The 16620-nt window shown below is 44.6% G+C and carries 13 protein-coding genes and 1 pseudogene; 9 read left to right on the top strand and 5 right to left on the bottom strand.

From position 1 onward, the window contains the following. Positions 1-16: 16 nt before the first annotated feature. The gene (locus ACN6NF_RS11965) at positions 17-469 is read right to left on the bottom strand and encodes a MarR family winged helix-turn-helix transcriptional regulator (protein WP_474317900.1); all 453 of its coding nucleotides are present in this window, start codon (positions 467-469) and stop codon (positions 17-19) included. Between the two features lie 111 nt (positions 470-580). Here ACN6NF_RS11965 and ACN6NF_RS11960 point away from each other — a divergent pair, with 111 nt between their 5' ends. After that, positions 581-1204: a YczE/YyaS/YitT family protein gene (locus ACN6NF_RS11960; RefSeq protein WP_474317899.1), complete on the top strand. Its 624-nt coding sequence runs from the start codon at positions 581-583 to the stop codon at positions 1202-1204. 232 nt (positions 1205-1436) lie between these two features. Then, positions 1437-2324 carry a dihydrodipicolinate synthase family protein gene (locus ACN6NF_RS11955; protein ID WP_474317898.1) on the top strand — a complete coding sequence of 296 codons (888 nt, stop codon included), beginning with the start codon at positions 1437-1439 and terminating at the stop codon, positions 2322-2324. 84 nt (positions 2325-2408) lie between these two features. Here ACN6NF_RS11955 and ACN6NF_RS11950 read toward each other — a convergent pair whose 3' ends face one another. Beyond that, complete coding sequence (locus ACN6NF_RS11950) at positions 2409-6062, bottom strand: glycosyl hydrolase 115 family protein (RefSeq protein WP_474317897.1); 3654 nt, start codon at positions 6060-6062, stop codon at positions 2409-2411. A gap of 384 nt (positions 6063-6446) precedes the next feature. On the opposite strand from ACN6NF_RS11950, the gene ACN6NF_RS11945 reads away from it, so the two are divergent. Together ACN6NF_RS11945 and ACN6NF_RS11940 are read left to right on the top strand one after the other, a co-directional pair. Continuing rightward, positions 6447-6587 carry a hypothetical protein gene (locus ACN6NF_RS11945; RefSeq protein WP_474317895.1) on the top strand — a complete coding sequence of 47 codons (141 nt, stop codon included), beginning with the start codon at positions 6447-6449 and terminating at the stop codon, positions 6585-6587. Further along, entirely contained in the window at positions 6584-7438 is an 855-nt protein-coding gene (locus tag ACN6NF_RS11940) for an SDR family oxidoreductase (protein ID WP_474317893.1), read from the top strand. Before ACN6NF_RS11945 ends, ACN6NF_RS11940 begins: the two co-directional genes overlap by 4 nt. A 128-nt stretch (positions 7439-7566) precedes the next feature. Here the strand turns inward: ACN6NF_RS11940 and ACN6NF_RS11935 are convergent, their stop codons facing one another. Beyond that, positions 7567-8220: a GntR family transcriptional regulator gene (locus tag ACN6NF_RS11935; RefSeq protein ID WP_474317892.1), complete on the bottom strand. Its 654-nt coding sequence runs from the start codon at positions 8218-8220 to the stop codon at positions 7567-7569. Positions 8221-8375: 155 nt separating this feature from the next. On the opposite strand from ACN6NF_RS11935, the gene uxuA reads away from it, so the two are divergent. Continuing rightward, entirely contained in the window at positions 8376-9452 is a 1077-nt protein-coding gene (gene uxuA, locus ACN6NF_RS11930) for a mannonate dehydratase (RefSeq protein ID WP_474317891.1), read from the top strand. Between the two features lie 473 nt (positions 9453-9925). On the opposite strand, the pseudogene ACN6NF_RS11925 reads toward uxuA, so the two are convergent. Next, positions 9926-10686, bottom strand: a pseudogene (locus tag ACN6NF_RS11925) (SDR family oxidoreductase). Positions 10687-10993: 307 nt separating this feature from the next. On the opposite strand from ACN6NF_RS11925, the gene ACN6NF_RS11920 reads away from it, so the two are divergent. The 4 genes from ACN6NF_RS11920 (at position 10994) to ACN6NF_RS11905 (ending at position 15539) form a co-directional block, all read left to right on the top strand. After that, complete coding sequence (locus tag ACN6NF_RS11920) at positions 10994-12202, top strand: MFS transporter (RefSeq protein ID WP_474317889.1); 1209 nt, start codon at positions 10994-10996, stop codon at positions 12200-12202. A gap of 225 nt (positions 12203-12427) precedes the next feature. Continuing rightward, a complete protein-coding gene (locus tag ACN6NF_RS11915; RefSeq protein ID WP_474317887.1) occupies positions 12428-13696 on the top strand; it encodes an aspartate aminotransferase family protein in 1269 nt (422 codons plus the stop codon). A gap of 34 nt (positions 13697-13730) precedes the next feature. After that, positions 13731-14780 carry a 2-amino-2-deoxy-D-mannitol dehydrogenase GutB1 gene (gene gutB1 / locus ACN6NF_RS11910; RefSeq protein ID WP_019687253.1) on the top strand — a complete coding sequence of 350 codons (1050 nt, stop codon included), beginning with the start codon at positions 13731-13733 and terminating at the stop codon, positions 14778-14780. Between the two features lie 30 nt (positions 14781-14810). Continuing rightward, the gene (locus ACN6NF_RS11905; protein WP_474317886.1) at positions 14811-15539 is read left to right on the top strand and encodes an HAD family hydrolase; all 729 of its coding nucleotides are present in this window, start codon (positions 14811-14813) and stop codon (positions 15537-15539) included. 446 nt (positions 15540-15985) lie between these two features. Here ACN6NF_RS11905 and ACN6NF_RS11900 read toward each other — a convergent pair whose 3' ends face one another. Beyond that, on the bottom strand, positions 15986-16597 hold the full coding sequence (locus ACN6NF_RS11900; protein WP_016818781.1) for a DUF1349 domain-containing protein: 612 nt from the start codon (positions 16595-16597) through the stop codon (positions 15986-15988). Positions 16598-16620: the final 23 nt, after the last annotated feature.

Below are 16620 nucleotides of genomic sequence, written 5' to 3'. Positions count from 1 at the left end.
CCTTCATATAAATCAATTAATAATTTCTTTTGTTCCCTTTTTTTACGAATTCCCATTCATCACTTATATTTTTTCTTACTCTTTGAAGAAGATTAAAAATGGTGTTTACTTCACTTTCCGAAAATCCCGCTAATGCAACATGATCCGAATAATCATGTTCTCTTTTTATAAAAGGATAAACATTGTTCCCTTTTTCTGTCGGAAAGAGCTTATTAATTTTTTTGTTATGAGGATCCTCTTTCTTTTCAATAAATCCGTTAATTTCAAGTTTATTAATAGCACGAGATGCGGTTGTTCGATCTACTTTTATCATCTCAGCTAACTTTTCTTGAATAATTCCTGGGTTTTCACATATCCGTACAAGGTATAAATATTGTCCTTTTGTAAGGTCATATTCTTTAAATTCAATATTACTTATAGAATCTAATGCTCTTGCAATCATTCCAATTTCACGAAGTACTTCCTTCATAATGAACTCCTTTGCCCCTATTTTGTTGCAAATGCAATAAACATGGTATATATTTAATCTACCCTAATTTTGTTGCATTTGCAACATGTAATGATAAAGAGGTCGAGTAAAGTGAAATATGTTTTCTTTGTAATAGGAATTTTTATATTATCCCTTGGTATTTCTTTCACTATACAATCAGACCTTGGGACATCCCCTTTTGATGCGCTTTTGGTAGGACTATCCACAAATGTGGGGCTTACTGTAGGAAGTTGGGAAATCATAATGGCTTTAATTTTGATTTGTTGCAATTCACTTTTAAAAAGACAAAGACCAGAAGTTTTGGGGTTGTTAACAGCATTTATAACGGGGATTGCTATTGATATGTGGCTTTTTTTATTGCAGGATTTAATAACGCCTGAACTTTGGTACAGCAAAGTTGTTTGTTTTGGAATTGGTTTAATTGTTGTGGGATTAGGAACTGCAACCTATTTACAGACAAACTTTGCCCCCATTCCAATTGACCGATTAACAATAATCATACAGGAACTAACTGGAAGAAATCTATTTTTTTCGAGAACATTCATTTACCTCATATTTTTGATCATAGCATTCATTTTAAATGGACCCATTGGGTTTGGAACTTTGTTAACTGTTTGTTTAGGAGGGGTAATACTCAATTATTTCATGCCCCTTACTGGAAAAGTATTAGATCGCATATTAACAGACTCTGGTACATCACCAAATCATGATTAAGATACAAAGCATTCCATATAGAATGCTTTGTATCTTTCTTATTCAACTAACCTGATCTGAAGGCATAATATCATTACATTATTTTCGATACAGAATCTTTGTTTTCAATTTTATGTTTTTCTAGAAGAATTGGTACAGTTATTTGTCTCTTAATTGGTACTTTAATTGTGTCTAATTCATTTTTATAATGTGTTTGTATTTTGAAGGTCAATTCATGAAGGAGTGTAACTTTATGTTCCATGGATTATCTGCTTTTCCACTCACCCCGGTGAATGAGACAGGCATTGACGAAAAAGCATTTGTGACACTGATTCAACGATTAGTTGCAGCTGGTGTAGACTCCATTGGTGCATTGGGTTCAACTGGAAATTATGCATATCTTAATCGAGAGGAACGTTTACGTGTTCTTCAGCTTGCTGTACATTCAGCAGAGGGGATTCCCGTGATGACAGGCATAAGCGCGATTCGTACCTTAGAAGTACTTCGATTAGCGGAAGATGCACAAAGAGCAGGAGCAAGTGCAGTGCTGCTAGCCCCTATCTCCTATCAAGCACTAACGAATGAAGAAGTCTTTTCACTCTATGAACAGGTAACCCGTTCACTCTCCATTCCACTTTGTGTCTATGATAATCCGGGTACCTCCCATTTTCATTTCAGTGATGAATTGCACGGCAGAATTGCTGAGTTACCTAATGTTGGTTCTATTAAGATTCCTGGAGTACCTACTGATCCCGAAGCAGCCAAGACACGCATTAGAAAACTACGAGAGTCGATTCCTCCCCATGTAACTATAGGAGTAAGTGGAGATCCATTTGCAGCCACCGGCTTGAATGCAGGTTGTGAAGCATGGTACTCAGTTCTCGGCGGTTTATTTCCAAAGACGTGCCTAAAGATAACCCGGTTGGCCCAGGACGGTCTTGCTGACGAAGCAGAACGACTCTCGGCGCTACTTGAACCTATTTGGACGTTATTTCATCAATATGGTAGCCTTCGTGTTGTTTCAGCAGCCGCAGAACTAAGTGGCTTGAGCTTAAGTCCCAGTCTTCCTTTGCCCTTACAACCTTTGAATCAATCGGCTAGAGAACACTTGAAACTCATACTAAAGTATCTTCAGGAATGAATTGTTTCTTTTACCATTTATCGAAAAAAGAGCGGAATCTCAGCAAGTATCTAAATCCCGCTCTTTCAGCATGGAGGCGCTGCTTTAACTTAGGACTGTTTTTCTTATCGAATCCGTCCAGAGAGCATCCACAGGCGGTAATTCGTTCCCTTGTGTCATATATATCCGGTCGACTCTGAGTTGCGACTTTCGAGCTAAGATCGAAAACAGATGATCACCACTGGGCAATTCCAAATCCGACAGTAAACACCAATAGTACACTTGAGCTGTGTTATACGTATGCAGTGTGCCCTTGCCCAGTTGTTCGGATAACGGTCTTACTACGCCGTCCAGCGATAAGTAGCATGAATCGGATTGGTCGTTATGATGTCGAACCAAAATCCAAATATGGTAAAGACCTGAATTCGTGATATTTATTTTGTAATGCATCGCTGGAGCCATCTCCGGGTTATCCCACTGCCTTCCAGGCTCAGAGACATGCATGGCGAAACCTGTTCTTCCATTGGTTTCGGCCTGTAAGTGGCTCCAGCGAATAGCATTAACGTCTTTACTGGACGTGAGATATGCATATTCAGAGTTTTCCAACGCATATTCGGCTTCAATCGCAACGATGCCGTCCGATTCGATAAACATACCCGTACCAAATTCTTTTATAACATCCTTTGTACCGTCAGCATCACAAATGTCTGCATAGCGCGTATCCCCTAATGTGGTCTGCGGAACATCAAAACATTTCAAGAAGATTTCATCCCTGGTAGCGTAAAAATCTCTTGTGGCATAGAGGACGACGGGAAGAGGTACTTCATGCTCTCCCGTTTCGTAAAATTGATTACATAATTGTTCGACTTCATTCCAATTCACAGTAGGAATTTCCAGTCCATGATCGGTAAACAGCCTATGATGATGCTGACTGGGAATCGGCCCCAGATTGCACGTTTTTTGCTCATTCGTATATATTACTAACTTGTTAATAGTGACATAGGGGTCTACCATATAAATTTTTAAGACATGTATACCGGAAACCAGGTAGGGCAGCTCCACTCTCATTTTCTCACCGTTATTAAAGACGGATTCCTGCCAGGTGCCCAGCCACTCGTCACGAGTCTCTGATTCTACCAGAATGGGTGCTGTATCATCGACTCCGATGCCGAAACGAATGTTGCCAGTCGAATTTAAAGTAAGAAAACGATGAATTTCTAAGCTAAACTGCCCAGCCTCTTTCAAAAAAATATCGTATCCTAAATATGGATGATTCTTAAATTCTCCTGCAAGCGGTTGTAGTTTACCGTTCCAGGCCATCATTGCGGCCCCCTCATATCTTGCCATTCCCGGTATGACCACCCAACCGGAATTATCGGCCGAATCTGCACCAGGAACATTATGATCGTAGGAGGCTGCTGGGATAGACACATACCCGTCTGCCTCTATATGTCCGCAAAACGTTTCAGGAACATTTACACCTTCCTCAACTTGCACCTTTATTGAAACAGAAGTCATATCTTTATGGTTTCGGACGTTCAGTTGTGCAGTCTTTCCAGCATGTTTATGTGGATCAATGACCGAGACAAGAATTCTTTTCTCCGTTTGGATCAATCCTTCACTTTCGGAAAGGATGATCCAATCTGCGTCTTCCATTACCTCAATCGTGAATGGAATGGTCCCGTTCCCCTGGTTTCCTATCTCGAACCATTTTTGTTTTTGACCATGGATGGAAAAGCACAGCGTTGTTTCTCCATTCCAAAGATCGATTCTCATGCCACCTTGAGCAATTTTCAATGCGGGCTTTCGCGCAGGATGCAAGGCGGTAGGCGGTGGTGGAAAGCTTTCTGGTGTGAGGATTCCGTTCCACTTGCCTTCACTCATTTTTGCGTTATAGAAATGAAGCATTCTTCGCTTGTAGTCTGCCATTTTTATCGAAAGCTCTGCATATCGGTCAGCAGCCTGCATGTTTCCGCGCTCATAAGAAAGCGTGCTTCTATCGGCAAAATAAAACTCATGGTTGGTATAATACGACGCGTGAACTTTCATGAGAAACATCTGAAAAAATGCAGCCCGCTCCTGCACTGGAAGGCTGTACATTATGGCATTACCCCGATGAAAAACATCCTCCAACCGCATTAATCTACGCCCTGCTTCATCACCTAATACAGTTTGTGAAAACACATTGGATTGCATATGTTCGATCTTTCGTACGTTAGTGACCTGTGCAAATGTTTCGTATATTTCCGCAGCTTCAGGTCCGTGTTTGCCGGAAAAATTGGTGTTTATCCAAGATTCGACGAATTGGGAGGCATTCTTGGTTATTCCTTCCTCTTTGCCAGCTTCCCAGCCAGATCGCAAAAAGAATTCCATATCCTGTTCAAGGGGCTTCAACCCGCCAACATTCAGAATCCACAATTTCCGGATTCCCGATTCATACGATTTTTTCAATTCATTCCCTGTATGGGCCAATGGAATTGAATTAATAAAGAGATAGCTCATCCCCGTTCCTGGAGCTGCCCAGTAAGAGCTGTGATAATATAAACCGTTGCCTCCACTGCGTTGGCGCTCCTTCTCATTCGGATATCGGCGCATATGCCCAAAGTTGTCGTTTGCCCAAATGAGGGTCACACCTTCAGGTAGATCAAGACCTCGGTCATATAGCTCTAATACTTCTTTGTACGGGATGAATGTCTGTAATGAAGCATTTTCTTTTGACTCGCCGATCACGTCCTTGAGAATTTGCTTTTGATCCTGTATCACCTTACCTAAGAGAGAACTCTTGGCTTTTACCCGTTCTTCCTTAGACATCGAATTATCCTCGTCCATGGCCTGCGTATGAAATCCAGAATCGTGAATTCCGCGCATGCCAACTGTATAACATACTTCGTAATTTTTATTCTTCTCGACACTTTCTCGCCAATACTCCTGTAGAATCTCGCGATTTCGGCCTTCGATGGAATAATCGTACGAGGCGTCGTCATAACCCTTGGCTGCTAGCCATGGCTCCCATTCATTCTGGTTGCTGCGAAGCAGCATATCGCAATGCGACGTGCCTACAACAATCCCCATTCTTTCCGCAAGTGCTCCATTTTCAGAATTCTCATTAAAATAATTCACATGCATGGCAGGCCAGATGAAATTGGCCTTCAGACGAAGTAAAAGTTCGAAAATAGATTGATACGCAGTAGGTCCGATTGTACCATCTTGAGTATGAATCTTGGCCCAGTCATCAAGCTCTTCCTCATCATTCAGAAAAATTCCCCGGTACTGAACCGCTGGCCAATCTGCCTTGGAGTAGTCCAAAGGCAAACAAAATACATCGCAGGTTTTCACCGGTACATCCGCCCAGTAATACCACGGAGACACACCCATCGCCTCGCACAAGTCATAGATTCCGAAGATAGTACCACGCCTGTCGGTTCCTATGATATATAATACACCGTCAATGACTTCCTGAAGAAACGCTTCCCACCGATACGAGCCATCCTCCAGCGCAAGTTTTTTCAGCGATACCCCTTTTTCTTGCAGAGAAGCGAGTAACGGCTCATTGTCTGTGATCGTGCCGATCACGATGCTGCTTTGCTCCATTTCTTTTGCTCGCACTAGCTTACAACCGCAAACCCAATCAATATCTCGCATAAGATTGCAAAAGGCAAGATGCACCGCGCTGTTTTCCGTTTCGGAAACAAAAACAGGCACCGTGTGATTTCTTTTCAACAGTTCAAATTCATTCTGGATTCCTTGGCGTGATTTCAAGTGTCTAACCTCCTCATGTGATCCACTCAAAATAAAATCTGGTAGCTAAACTATACCTGAATACCAAGCAATAATCTTTTAATATGTTGCCGAATTATCAATTTGTTATATTATATTGCTATAGGATGGAGGTTGAGCGATAATTGCTGATGTAAGTCATACACATCCCCTATTTTCAATCGAGTATGTCGTCCATGATGCAGGCCACAACATGACCAATTTTCATTATCACGATGCACATGAACTTTATTTTCTAGAAAAAGGGTATCATCAGATTTTAATCCATAGTCTTCCAGTAACGCTAACTTTGAACCTATTCTGTCGTACATCAACCAAAACTATAACAAAATTACCAAAATCGAAGATATCGCAAAGTCGTTTTACATGTCCAAATATTATTTGTGTCATCGTTTTAAAGAAGCAACGGGACTTACGATTATTCAATATTTAAATAACATTAACTTGTGGAATGCGTATAAGCGTAATGCGGGCTTATCTTCCAAGGAAAAGAGGAATGTAAATTGACTAGTCTTCCCCTGCATCCGGCTTTGTCTGGAAAAACAGTTGTGGTAACCGGCGGCTCCGGTGTGTTGTGCAGCTCCATGGCCAAAGAGCTTGCCCGCCAGGGTACCAAGGTCGCTATTTTGAACCGTACTGCTGATAAGGGCGAATTGATAGCCAAGGAAATTTGTGAGAGTGGTGGAGAATCCATCGCTGTTACCTGTGATGTGACCAATGTTGAAAGCGTGAAGCAGGCTGAGGAGACGGTCCGTCGTCTGCTCGGTCCGTGCGATATTCTGATCAATGGAGCAGGCGGCAACCACCCCAGTGCGAATACGAGTTTGGAGACATTTCATCCTGAAGATCTGGATCAGTCTGGAATCACTACCTTTTTCGATCTCAGTGTGCCTGGCTTCCGCAATGTGCTTGATTTAAATTTTATCGGGACTTTAATCCCAACACAGGTTTTTTCCAAAGGCATGATCGGACGACCTGGCGCTGTGGTCCTTAACATATCCTCCATGAGCGCTCCCAGCCCAATGACCAAGGTTCCCGCTTACAGCGCTGCCAAAGCCGCCATCAACAACTTCACCCAGTGGCTGGCCGTACATCTAGCCGAATCTGGCATTCGGGTAAATGCTATTGCCCCCGGATTTTTCCTGACTGAGCAGAATCGACAATTGCTCACCAACGAGGATGGCTCGCTTACCGAGCGCTCAGCCAAGATTATTGCCCACACCCCGATGCGTCGTTTTGGTGAACCTGAAGACCTTCTCGGAACGCTGCTTTGGCTGGCCGATGAAACCGCTTCCGGTTTTGTGACCGGTGCAGTCATTCCTATTGATGGTGGTTTCATGGCCTATTCAGGAGTATAGAACCTCTCTCCTCTGCGTATGTTCAAGCAGGATTCCACCTAACATGTATACAAGATTGAGAATTCTTTAAAAATCTCTCAAGGCTGCCGTCTCGTGATTTTTTTACTCGATCTATCACCCAAGCAGCGTTATTTCTTAATATAGTCAGCGAACTGCCGGAGAAATTCGAGAGAATGCATATCCTTTCTGAGATGATGATGTACCAGATCATCCATTTTGCTTGTTTCCTGATTTAGCATATATTTAAGCATAGTTTGGTGCTCATGCCAGATTTCCATCAGCTTTCCTGTTTCCAGCATATGCAGCTTGCGATATCTGATATAGTGAACATTTGAATGCTGAATCAGCTGCCAAAGGAACTCTCGGCCCGCCAATTGGAACATAGTATAGTGGAACTGATCGTCCAAAATGAGAAATTGATCCGTAGCATGATCTTCATCCATGACAGCCCTCTGTCTGTCCAAAATTTCGCTCAGCTTCTGTATATCGCTTAATGCAAGTTGCGTAGAAAGCTCCTTCATAATCTCTTTTTCCAGCGCACTTCTCAAGTAGCTCATTTGTTCAACGGACTCCAGATCGATATAAGAGACAACGTTCCCCTTTTTGGGATAAATATCAATATAAGATTCCAGGGCAAGCTGCTTCAATACATCGCGCAGCGGAGTTCTGGACAACTGGAAGCGTTCTGACAAGGTCGTCTCGCTGAGCAGAGTACCTGGCTTTAAGGTCATCGACAAAATATCATTTTTCAAAAGCTGCTTGATTTCTACCTTCGTAAACATATCATTCCTGCCTTCACTTTATAAATCTAGACTTATTATAAAACATTTTGATGTGTTGAGCCCCTCTATAGTCATTGACAAGGGCAAACTTTATACTTTATGATCAATCCGATCTTGTATACAAGATTGTCAATAAAATCAGGGAGGGTATCGTTATGGACATGACCTGGAGATGGTATGGGGAAGGCAACGACAATATTACACTGGATCATATCCGGCAAATTCCGGGAGTTATGGGCATTGTCTGGTCTTTACATGATAAGGTAGCCGGTGAAGTATGGGAAATGGAGCGAATTGAAAAGATAGCTGATCAGATTACAAGCAAGGGCTTTAGTACGGCGGTCGTAGAAAGTGTAAATGTCCACGATGATATCAAAATCGGCCTCCCAACCCGCGATCAATACATTAACATTTATATTGACACCATTCGCAAATTATCCAAGGTGGGAGTCAAGGTGATTTGCTATAACTTTATGCCTGTCTTTGACTGGACCAGAACCGAGCTTTATAAAGAGCTGCCTGACGGATCTAACGCTCTCTTTTATGAAAAGGCTGCCATTACCGATAATCCCCGCCAAATGGTGGATCGGATTCTCAAGGGAGCCGGGAAGTTCACGATGCCAGGCTGGGAACCGGAGCGGTTGGTGAGACTAGATGAACTGTTTGCTGCTTACGCGGATGTCACCGAAGACAAGCTGTTTGACAACCTAAAGTATTTTCTTGAGCGCATCGTTCCGGTTTGCGAGGAGGTTGACATCAAAATGGCCATTCATCCTGATGATCCGTCATGGCCCATCTTCGGGCTGCCGAGAATTGTCCGAAGTCGTGAGACCATCCAGCGTATCCTGGATGCAGTGAACAGTCCATATAATGGTCTAACCTTCTGCACAGGCTCACTGGGGACTAATCCTGAGAATGATTTGCCAGCTATGATTCGGGAGTTCCATGATCGTATTCATTTTGCGCATATTCGTAATGTCAAGGTGTTTGAGAATGGCGACTTTATTGAAGTGTCACATCGCGGGAAAGGCGGAAGTGTCGATATACCGGAAGTAGTTAGAGCTTATCACGAGAAAGGCTATCAGGGATATGTGCGCCCAGATCACGGCAGACATCTATGGGGAGAAGAAAAGAATTGTCGGCCAGGCTACGGTTTGTATGACCGCGCACTGGGAGTTATGTACTTGCTTGGTGTCTGGGATAGTCTCGCTCAAGGCAAAGGAGTGAAATAGATGCTCCAGCTTGACCGAAAAGGTTTTTAGATAAGACGGCCTGGGAAGCTGCAGGCATCGAACTGCCGAAGTATGATCTGGAACTTGTAGCCCATCACACCTGAATTAGACCGCAATGGGTGCATTTTGGCGCAGGCAATATTTTTCGGGGATTCGTAGCCAATGTACAACAACAACTGCTGAATAGTTTGAAAACGGATACAGGTGCGATCAGGCCTCCGAGGTTCGCCATCTCCTAGAGGATGAAAAACTGTTCGGCGTCCGATTATATGAGATCGGTCTGGGCGACAAGATTGAAGCTATGTTTCATGAAATGCTGTCAGGTCCCGGAGCAGTCCGAAGCACGATAGAGAAGTATGTGAACTAGAACTTCCTTTACAAATCCCCGTGCCATGAAACTTTGGTCAGGGGATTTTGTAATTCTCATGTTCTTTTAGCTTGTTGTCAACGGTAGAACCGGGCCACAACTCTGATTAGAATCCTGCCGTCCAACCCGCGTCAGCAGCAATAACTGCCCCATTCACAAAGCTCGATTCGTCTGAAGCTAAGAAAAGGGCTATTTTTGCGATTTCTTCAGCCTGCCCTACACGAGGAATTACGCCTTGTGTGACCTTCGTTCGAGATGCACCAAACTCATTCAAGTTATGAATCGTTGAAGCAATGTTTGTAGCTGTCGCACCTGGTGCAATGGCATTGCATCGAATACCTTTTTGTGCATACATAAATCCCGTGTTTTCGTAATACCGACTACCGCATGCTTTGAGGCGGTATAGGCAGCGCCCGCATGCGCACCGCTGAAGCCACCTGTAGATGCCGTATTTATAATCACTCCATTGCCTTTATCCAGGAAGATCGGGATTACTTTACGAATTGCACGCATAACGCTTTTTGTATTAATATCGAATATCAAATCCCATGTCTCTTCGTCCACGTCCCCTACTGGCGCCATGTTATCCATAACGCCCGCATTGTTAACCAAAATATCGAGAGTTCCGAATTCATTAACTGCTCTGTCAATCAAAGCATGTATATCATTCAAATCAGCAACATTGGTTTTTAATGCGATGGCCTTTCCTCCAGCTGATTTAATTCCTGCTGAAACCGCTTCTGCTCTTTCAATGTTCAGGTCTGAAATAACAACACTTGCGCCTTCTTTTGCAAATAATTTTGCAATCGCTTTCCCCATTCCAGATGCTGAACCTGTAACGACTGCAACTTTTCCTCCCAAACGCATGAAAGATCCCTCCAATGTTCTTTAATCAACCGTTCATTTGAAGTATGGATCAACTTCTAATTCAAAGTCAATTGTACGAAAGTACAGGCGATTAATCTATCCTTCATACCATAACCCTGATAGTCTCCTTCAAGATAAAACTGATGTGTATCACGTTGATAAGGAGCATGATGCATATTATTAAGAGTTTATCGATTTATTTTTACAATTTCTGTAGAATTATATATATACATTTCCATGGTAATGGTATATTCTAGTAAAAAACAATGCTCATATAAAAAAATATGACCCAATGGAGGGACAGGCCTTGAAGAGACTATTCGCTTTAAGTTGTGCTTTCTATCTGTTAATCGGCGTCACCAGCGTAGTGCTTGGGACATTACTGCCGACTTTACTGCCTCATTATGGACGGGGGTATAGCGATGGTGGATTATTGTTGTTCCTGCAGTTTTTCGGATTTCTTGTCGGCGTTCTGCTCACTCCCTTTATGGCTCTGCATATGGGTCGCAAGTCCATGCTATCTATTGCCTTGGGCAGTATTGTGATAGCATGTACCGTCTTGGGTGTACTCCCCTCATGGAATTGGGTCATCGCAATGGCCATCTGGATTGGCTTCGGCTCAGGCATTATTGAATCTTCCATCGGAGCGTTCACCATTGAGTTCACCGAGGAACAAAAAGCCGTAGCCATGTCCAAGCTGGATGTCTATTTCGCACTTGGCGCACTGCTTATGCCGGCGATCGTTAGCCTGTATATCTGGCTTGGAATGTGGTATCTAACCTTTTACACCCTCTCCCTTCTCACTTTTATCCTTGTGCTATTTTGGCTTACCATGCCTGTTTCCGCCTCCTCTCACCTTACCCAAGCAGACATTCGAACTACTGAACGTTCAGTTGAACAAGCCCGTTACTCTGGACCGCATCGTGTATTGCTAGGAATCTTCATTATATTCTTCTTTGTTTATATGGGTCTTGAGCTGGGGCTCATGAACTTCCTACCTTCTATTCTGACAGAAACGCTACAACTTCAGGGTTCCGTAGCCTCGCTGGGTGTCAGCGTACTTTGGATTGCAATGATCATTGGTCGTATGTTCTCAGGAAGGATTGCAGAGTCAGCAGGCTATATTCCTTTCCTACTATGGAGTGCAATCGGCACTTTCTGTTTCTTGATCGCTATGGTATTTATATCAAGCCATTGGGCTACATACCTTCTAATTTTTGGTGCAGGGATATTCATGTCCGGCCTCTTCTGTATCGCGCTTGTCTACGCCAACGTACTGATTCCAGGAATGACCGAGCGGACGACCAGTATTCTGATTGCGTCGGGCGGAATTGGCGGCTCGGTGCTTCAATATGTAATCGGCTGGAGCATGAGCGAATGGCCAGTGGCGGCTAGCCTCTGGATTTTAGGAGGATTTACTTTGATTTTGCTGCTGGCACTTATTCTCACGCATCTGTGGAATAATCGGGGCAGCCGAGTCGTTGACTCTCTTGTCCATTCGGGCAAGGAAGGATGATATTGTTTTAGTTCTTAGGGGAGGTGAGGCCTATCGCATTTTGGCTTTTCGGGCTGATTCTGTTGCTGCGGTTTTCTCTCATATCTGTGAAATTGCAGGAACAGGCAAACTATGGCTTCTTGGTCCATTAGGACAAGGAAGGTGAATTTCTTATTCTGGGGAGGTGAGTTCAGCCTCGTTATGCTGTAATAGGGCGTTACTCTTTTTTAAGGATGACTTAATGAAATGTATATTCTGATATGGAGGGGAAATATCGTGCATACCTTGACCAAAGAACGTTTCAGATACGGAAAAGGCATTACTTTGATTGACGATTCAGGTAAGGAGTATTTGGATGGCGTATCTGGCACCTTCAATCTGTCGCTCGGTTATAATCACCCTCATGTCGTCACCAAAGTACAGGAGCAAGTTGCCAATCTTGCCCACATGTCTTCATCCTTTACCGAGCCTTACGTTGAAGAAGTTCTAGACCATCTAATTCAATATGCCCCGAACGGCATCGACGCCGGGTGGATGAGAGATATTACCGGCTCCACGGCGAATGAATGTGCTGTGAAGCTGGCCCAGAAATATACCGGAGCAACTGATATCATCAGCCTGCATCTGTCACATCATGGACAGACCCAGTTCGCAACAGGCATTTCCGGTAATGCCTTTCGCCGCAAGAACTTTCCCAATTCAACTGCGGCATATTCTCTACATGTACCTGCCCCCTACTGCTATCGTTGCCCCTTTAATTCTTCACCAGACAAGTGTGGTCATCATTGTATTGAAGCCATATCAGACGCCATTGAATATGCAAGCTCAGGCTCTGTGGCCTGCATGATTATTGAACCCATTTTGGGCAACGGAGGTAATATCATTCCGCCTGCAGGATATTTCAAGCGCCTCCGTCAGCTATGCGACGAGCACGGGATGATTCTGATTGCTGACGAAGTGCAGACTGGGATTGGGCGGACAGGCTACATGTTCGCAAGTGAGCTGTTTGACATCCAACCGGATATTATTACTCTCGCCAAGGGTCTGGGCGGCATTGGTGTCCCGGTTGCGGCGGTTTTGATGCAGTCTCGTCTCGATGTCCTGGAGAAGCACGAGCATTCCTTTACCTCGGGCAGCAATCTGATCTCGGTCACGGCAGCCAAATCCACGCTGGAGGTTGTAAGCGAACCCGGATTTCTGGAAGCCGTCCGGTCCAAAGGAAACCTGCTCGGATCCCTGCTGACCGAGATAGCTGACAAGCATGATTGCATTGGTGAGGCTCGTGGCGTCGGACTGATGTGGGGACTGGAAATTGTAGACGAGGACGATGGCCCGGATGCAGTGAAAAGCAATGGAATTATCGATCGTGCATTTGAGGAACAGCAATTAATCCTCAGAGGTTCCCGTTACGGTTATGGCAATGTGGTCAAAGTGAGACCTTCCCTCACGGCTACAGAAGATGAGATTGTCGAAATTGTTAAACGGCTTGACGCCGTTCTTGCTACCCTTCACTAACAATCTGCCCAATAGGCAAAAGGAGGAATTATTCATGCTTGCACTGGTATATAAATCAGCTTGGGATGTCGCACTTGAGGAAAGACCTATCCCGGAGATTAAAAAAGATAACGATGTACTCGTCCGGATTCGGGCGACAGGCGTATGCGGTACGGATCTAGGCATCATTAGTGGCAAATATCATGCCGTGCCGTCCACGATCTTGGGCCACGAATCAGCGGGGGATGTGATCGCTGTAGGATCAGCCGTCAGTTCACTACAGCCTGGAGACCGGGTGGTAATTGATCCAACATACTACTGCGGGCAATGCGAAATGTGCCGGACAGGAAGACAGAATCATTGCACACACAAATCCGTAACAGAGACCGGAGTCAGCGCCGACGGTACGTTCACCGATTATTATGTGACTGAGGACCGTTTTTTGTACAAGCTGAAGGACCATATCAGCTACGAAGAAGCGACGCTGACCGAACCGCTGAGCTGTATGCTGACCGGAATCAACCAGATTAACCTGCTGCCTAACTTCACAACCGTTATTATAGGCGCAGGGCCGATCGGGATTCTGTACAGCTATGCTCTTGCTTCGAAAGGCGTAACTGGTTGCCTTGTTGACATCTCGGAGGAACGGCTCGCCATAGCGGATTCTATTGCCCCCGAACGGTGGTCCGCGCACGCCACACTGGAATCGGCCATTCATAAGCTGGCTCCGTTAAAAAATCAGGTGGACATGATTGTGGACACCACAGGAGTGGTCGGCACCGAGGTGCTAAGCCAGCTTGCGAGCGGCGGGTATTTGATGCTGGTAGGGCTGAGAGATGGGATAAGCTCGTTTAATCCGAAAGAGGTAGTTGACCGTAGCCTTAAAATCATCGGTTCGATTGATTCTCTGGGCACATTCTCCACGGCGCATTACCTGATTGAGCAGCAAATCATTCCCGCCAAAAAGATCATTACCCACTCGTATCCGCTGGACGACTACCATGAAGCCTTCAAGACGCTTGGATGCAATATCAGCGAACGGACACTTCAGCCTTCGTCGCAGGCGATCAAGATTGTGCTGCAATCGAATGGCTCCGGCAACTAAATTTAGCTACTAACAAAGGGGAGAATGGACATGACGAGCATCCATCATGTTACACCGACGAATAATGAATACACAGGAGACCCATCAGCGTCCGTTCCGGTCAAAGCGGTCATCTTCGACATGGACGGGGTGTTGGTAGACAGCGAACCGATTTATTTTGAAGTTGAACGCAGCTCCTTTGCCCATTTCGGTGCACCCATGACGGAAGAAGAGCACCACACTTATGTCGGAGTGACACTCGAATCCATGTGGCGTCAAGTGCTGGACAGGCATCAACTCACTCATACATTGGAAGAGGCGCTTGCCTATCACCGAAAAAATGTGATGCAGACCATAACAGCACACGAGGGCCTGGTGGCGATCAACGGACTGGAACGGTGGCTGGACTGGCTACAGGAAAAAGGAATTCCGGTTGCAGTAGCCTCTTCCTCTCCACGGTCGCTGATTGATCTCATTATGGAAAAAACGGGACTTGGCCGTTACTTCGATATTCGAATCAGCGGAGAAGAAGTATCCCAGGGTAAACCAGCACCGGACATCTTCCTATATGCCGCCGAACTGCTTGAGATAGCACCGGCCCATTGTATTGTTATTGAGGATTCACGGAACGGTGTTCATGCAGCCAAGAGTGCGGGTATGCGCTGTATTGGTTTACACAATCCAGGCTCAGGCCAGCAGGATTTGTCCAAGGCAGATCACCGTATTTTCAACTATGATGACCTGTGGGCGCTTAAAGAGAATTTGCCCTTCGGAGAATAGTTTCCTGCCAAGAGAAGGACCGTAAGGTGCTGGAATGCATATCTCCCCTATAAATATATTAAACCGCATAACCTTTAAAATGGATGAGGACATATTTAAATATGCCCCATAGAGTACACAGTTGAGTATGTTAACCTACCCTGTGTGTACTCTATGGGGTATGCTTTACATCAAATATTTTTTAACCTCATTTTGTTACGGAAAAAACTGAACTTAGGAATGCCATAATCGGAATTTTTATAGTATGTATTTTATATGTCAAGTAGTAGTTTTCCGCTTTGGCCATCCTCATCAGTCCCGGCTTTCACACCCAAATACACCTCTTCCCTTTTGGGTCCATTAAAAACCATTTTATTATAAGACGCCTGCTCTTAATCATTACTTTATGTGCATATAAGCTAGTTTATAGTATCTCATATTGCTGTGCTCAGCTGTGCAGTCGTTTTTCAATGATGTTCTACTGGAGGATCACTGTGAAGGTCTTGATCCCGCTCTGTAAAGTTCCAGCGAGTAAAGGTAACCTCAAAACCCTCTCGGGTTGGCGAACAGGTATAAGGACCGGCCTGATTTCCGGTGGTGTAGGGAAAACGCGCCACACGAATCGTTCGCCATCCGTGCTGCTCCGTCCTTGCGCGAATAATCACAGCATCCTTGATGATGGAAGCGCGCAGGGTGACTTCTTCACCGACCCACTCTGGCACAGCCGCAAGCGACCAGTCAGAATATCCAGCGGTTACGACTGTGGAAAGCTGAGGAATGCCGTCATTGATTTCTATCCCTGCTTTAATCCATTGCTCCGGGCCATGGTATAACAAAATACCTGCCTGATCGTAAAGCTCCGTAAATGATGCGAGTTGAAACGACACTTCCACCGCCGTGTTATGATTCCAATCCGATAATAGAGCGGACCCATCCTCAAATTCAAAACCATATAAAGTCTTTTTCCAGAAGTCTCTTCCCTTTTCAGGCGCAACCTTAAGAAAATCTCCTTCTTTCCGGGCATATAGAGGTGAATTGATCCAATTCCCTTCCTCCCATTCCATTCTCTTTTTAGTCATCTTTTTGTCCTCCTTTGTTCAAA

It is taken from the genome of Paenibacillus sp. TSM33, from assembly GCF_056099025.1.
This window is presented reverse-complemented; position numbering and strand designations above follow the sequence as displayed.

What these genes read in the sequence shown, in the direction of transcription:
- ACN6NF_RS11965 (WP_474317900.1), bottom strand. Translation starts at nt 469, where the DNA reads ATGAAGGAAGTACTTCGTGAAATTGGAATGATTGCAAGAGCATTAGAT.
- ACN6NF_RS11955 (WP_474317898.1), top strand. Translation starts at nt 1,437, where the DNA reads ATGTTCCATGGATTATCTGCTTTTCCACTCACCCCGGTGAATGAGACA.
- ACN6NF_RS11945 (WP_474317895.1), top strand. Translation starts at nt 6,447, where the DNA reads ATGTCCAAATATTATTTGTGTCATCGTTTTAAAGAAGCAACGGGACTT.
- ACN6NF_RS11935 (WP_474317892.1), bottom strand. Translation starts at nt 8,220, where the DNA reads ATGTTTACGAAGGTAGAAATCAAGCAGCTTTTGAAAAATGATATTTTG.
- uxuA (WP_474317891.1), top strand. Translation starts at nt 8,376, where the DNA reads ATGGACATGACCTGGAGATGGTATGGGGAAGGCAACGACAATATTACA.
- ACN6NF_RS11915 (WP_474317887.1), top strand. Translation starts at nt 12,428, where the DNA reads ATGTATATTCTGATATGGAGGGGAAATATCGTGCATACCTTGACCAAA.
- gutB1 (WP_019687253.1), top strand. Translation starts at nt 13,731, where the DNA reads ATGCTTGCACTGGTATATAAATCAGCTTGGGATGTCGCACTTGAGGAA.
- ACN6NF_RS11905 (WP_474317886.1), top strand. Translation starts at nt 14,811, where the DNA reads ATGACGAGCATCCATCATGTTACACCGACGAATAATGAATACACAGGA.
- ACN6NF_RS11900 (WP_016818781.1), bottom strand. Translation starts at nt 16,597, where the DNA reads ATGACTAAAAAGAGAATGGAATGGGAGGAAGGGAATTGGATCAATTCA.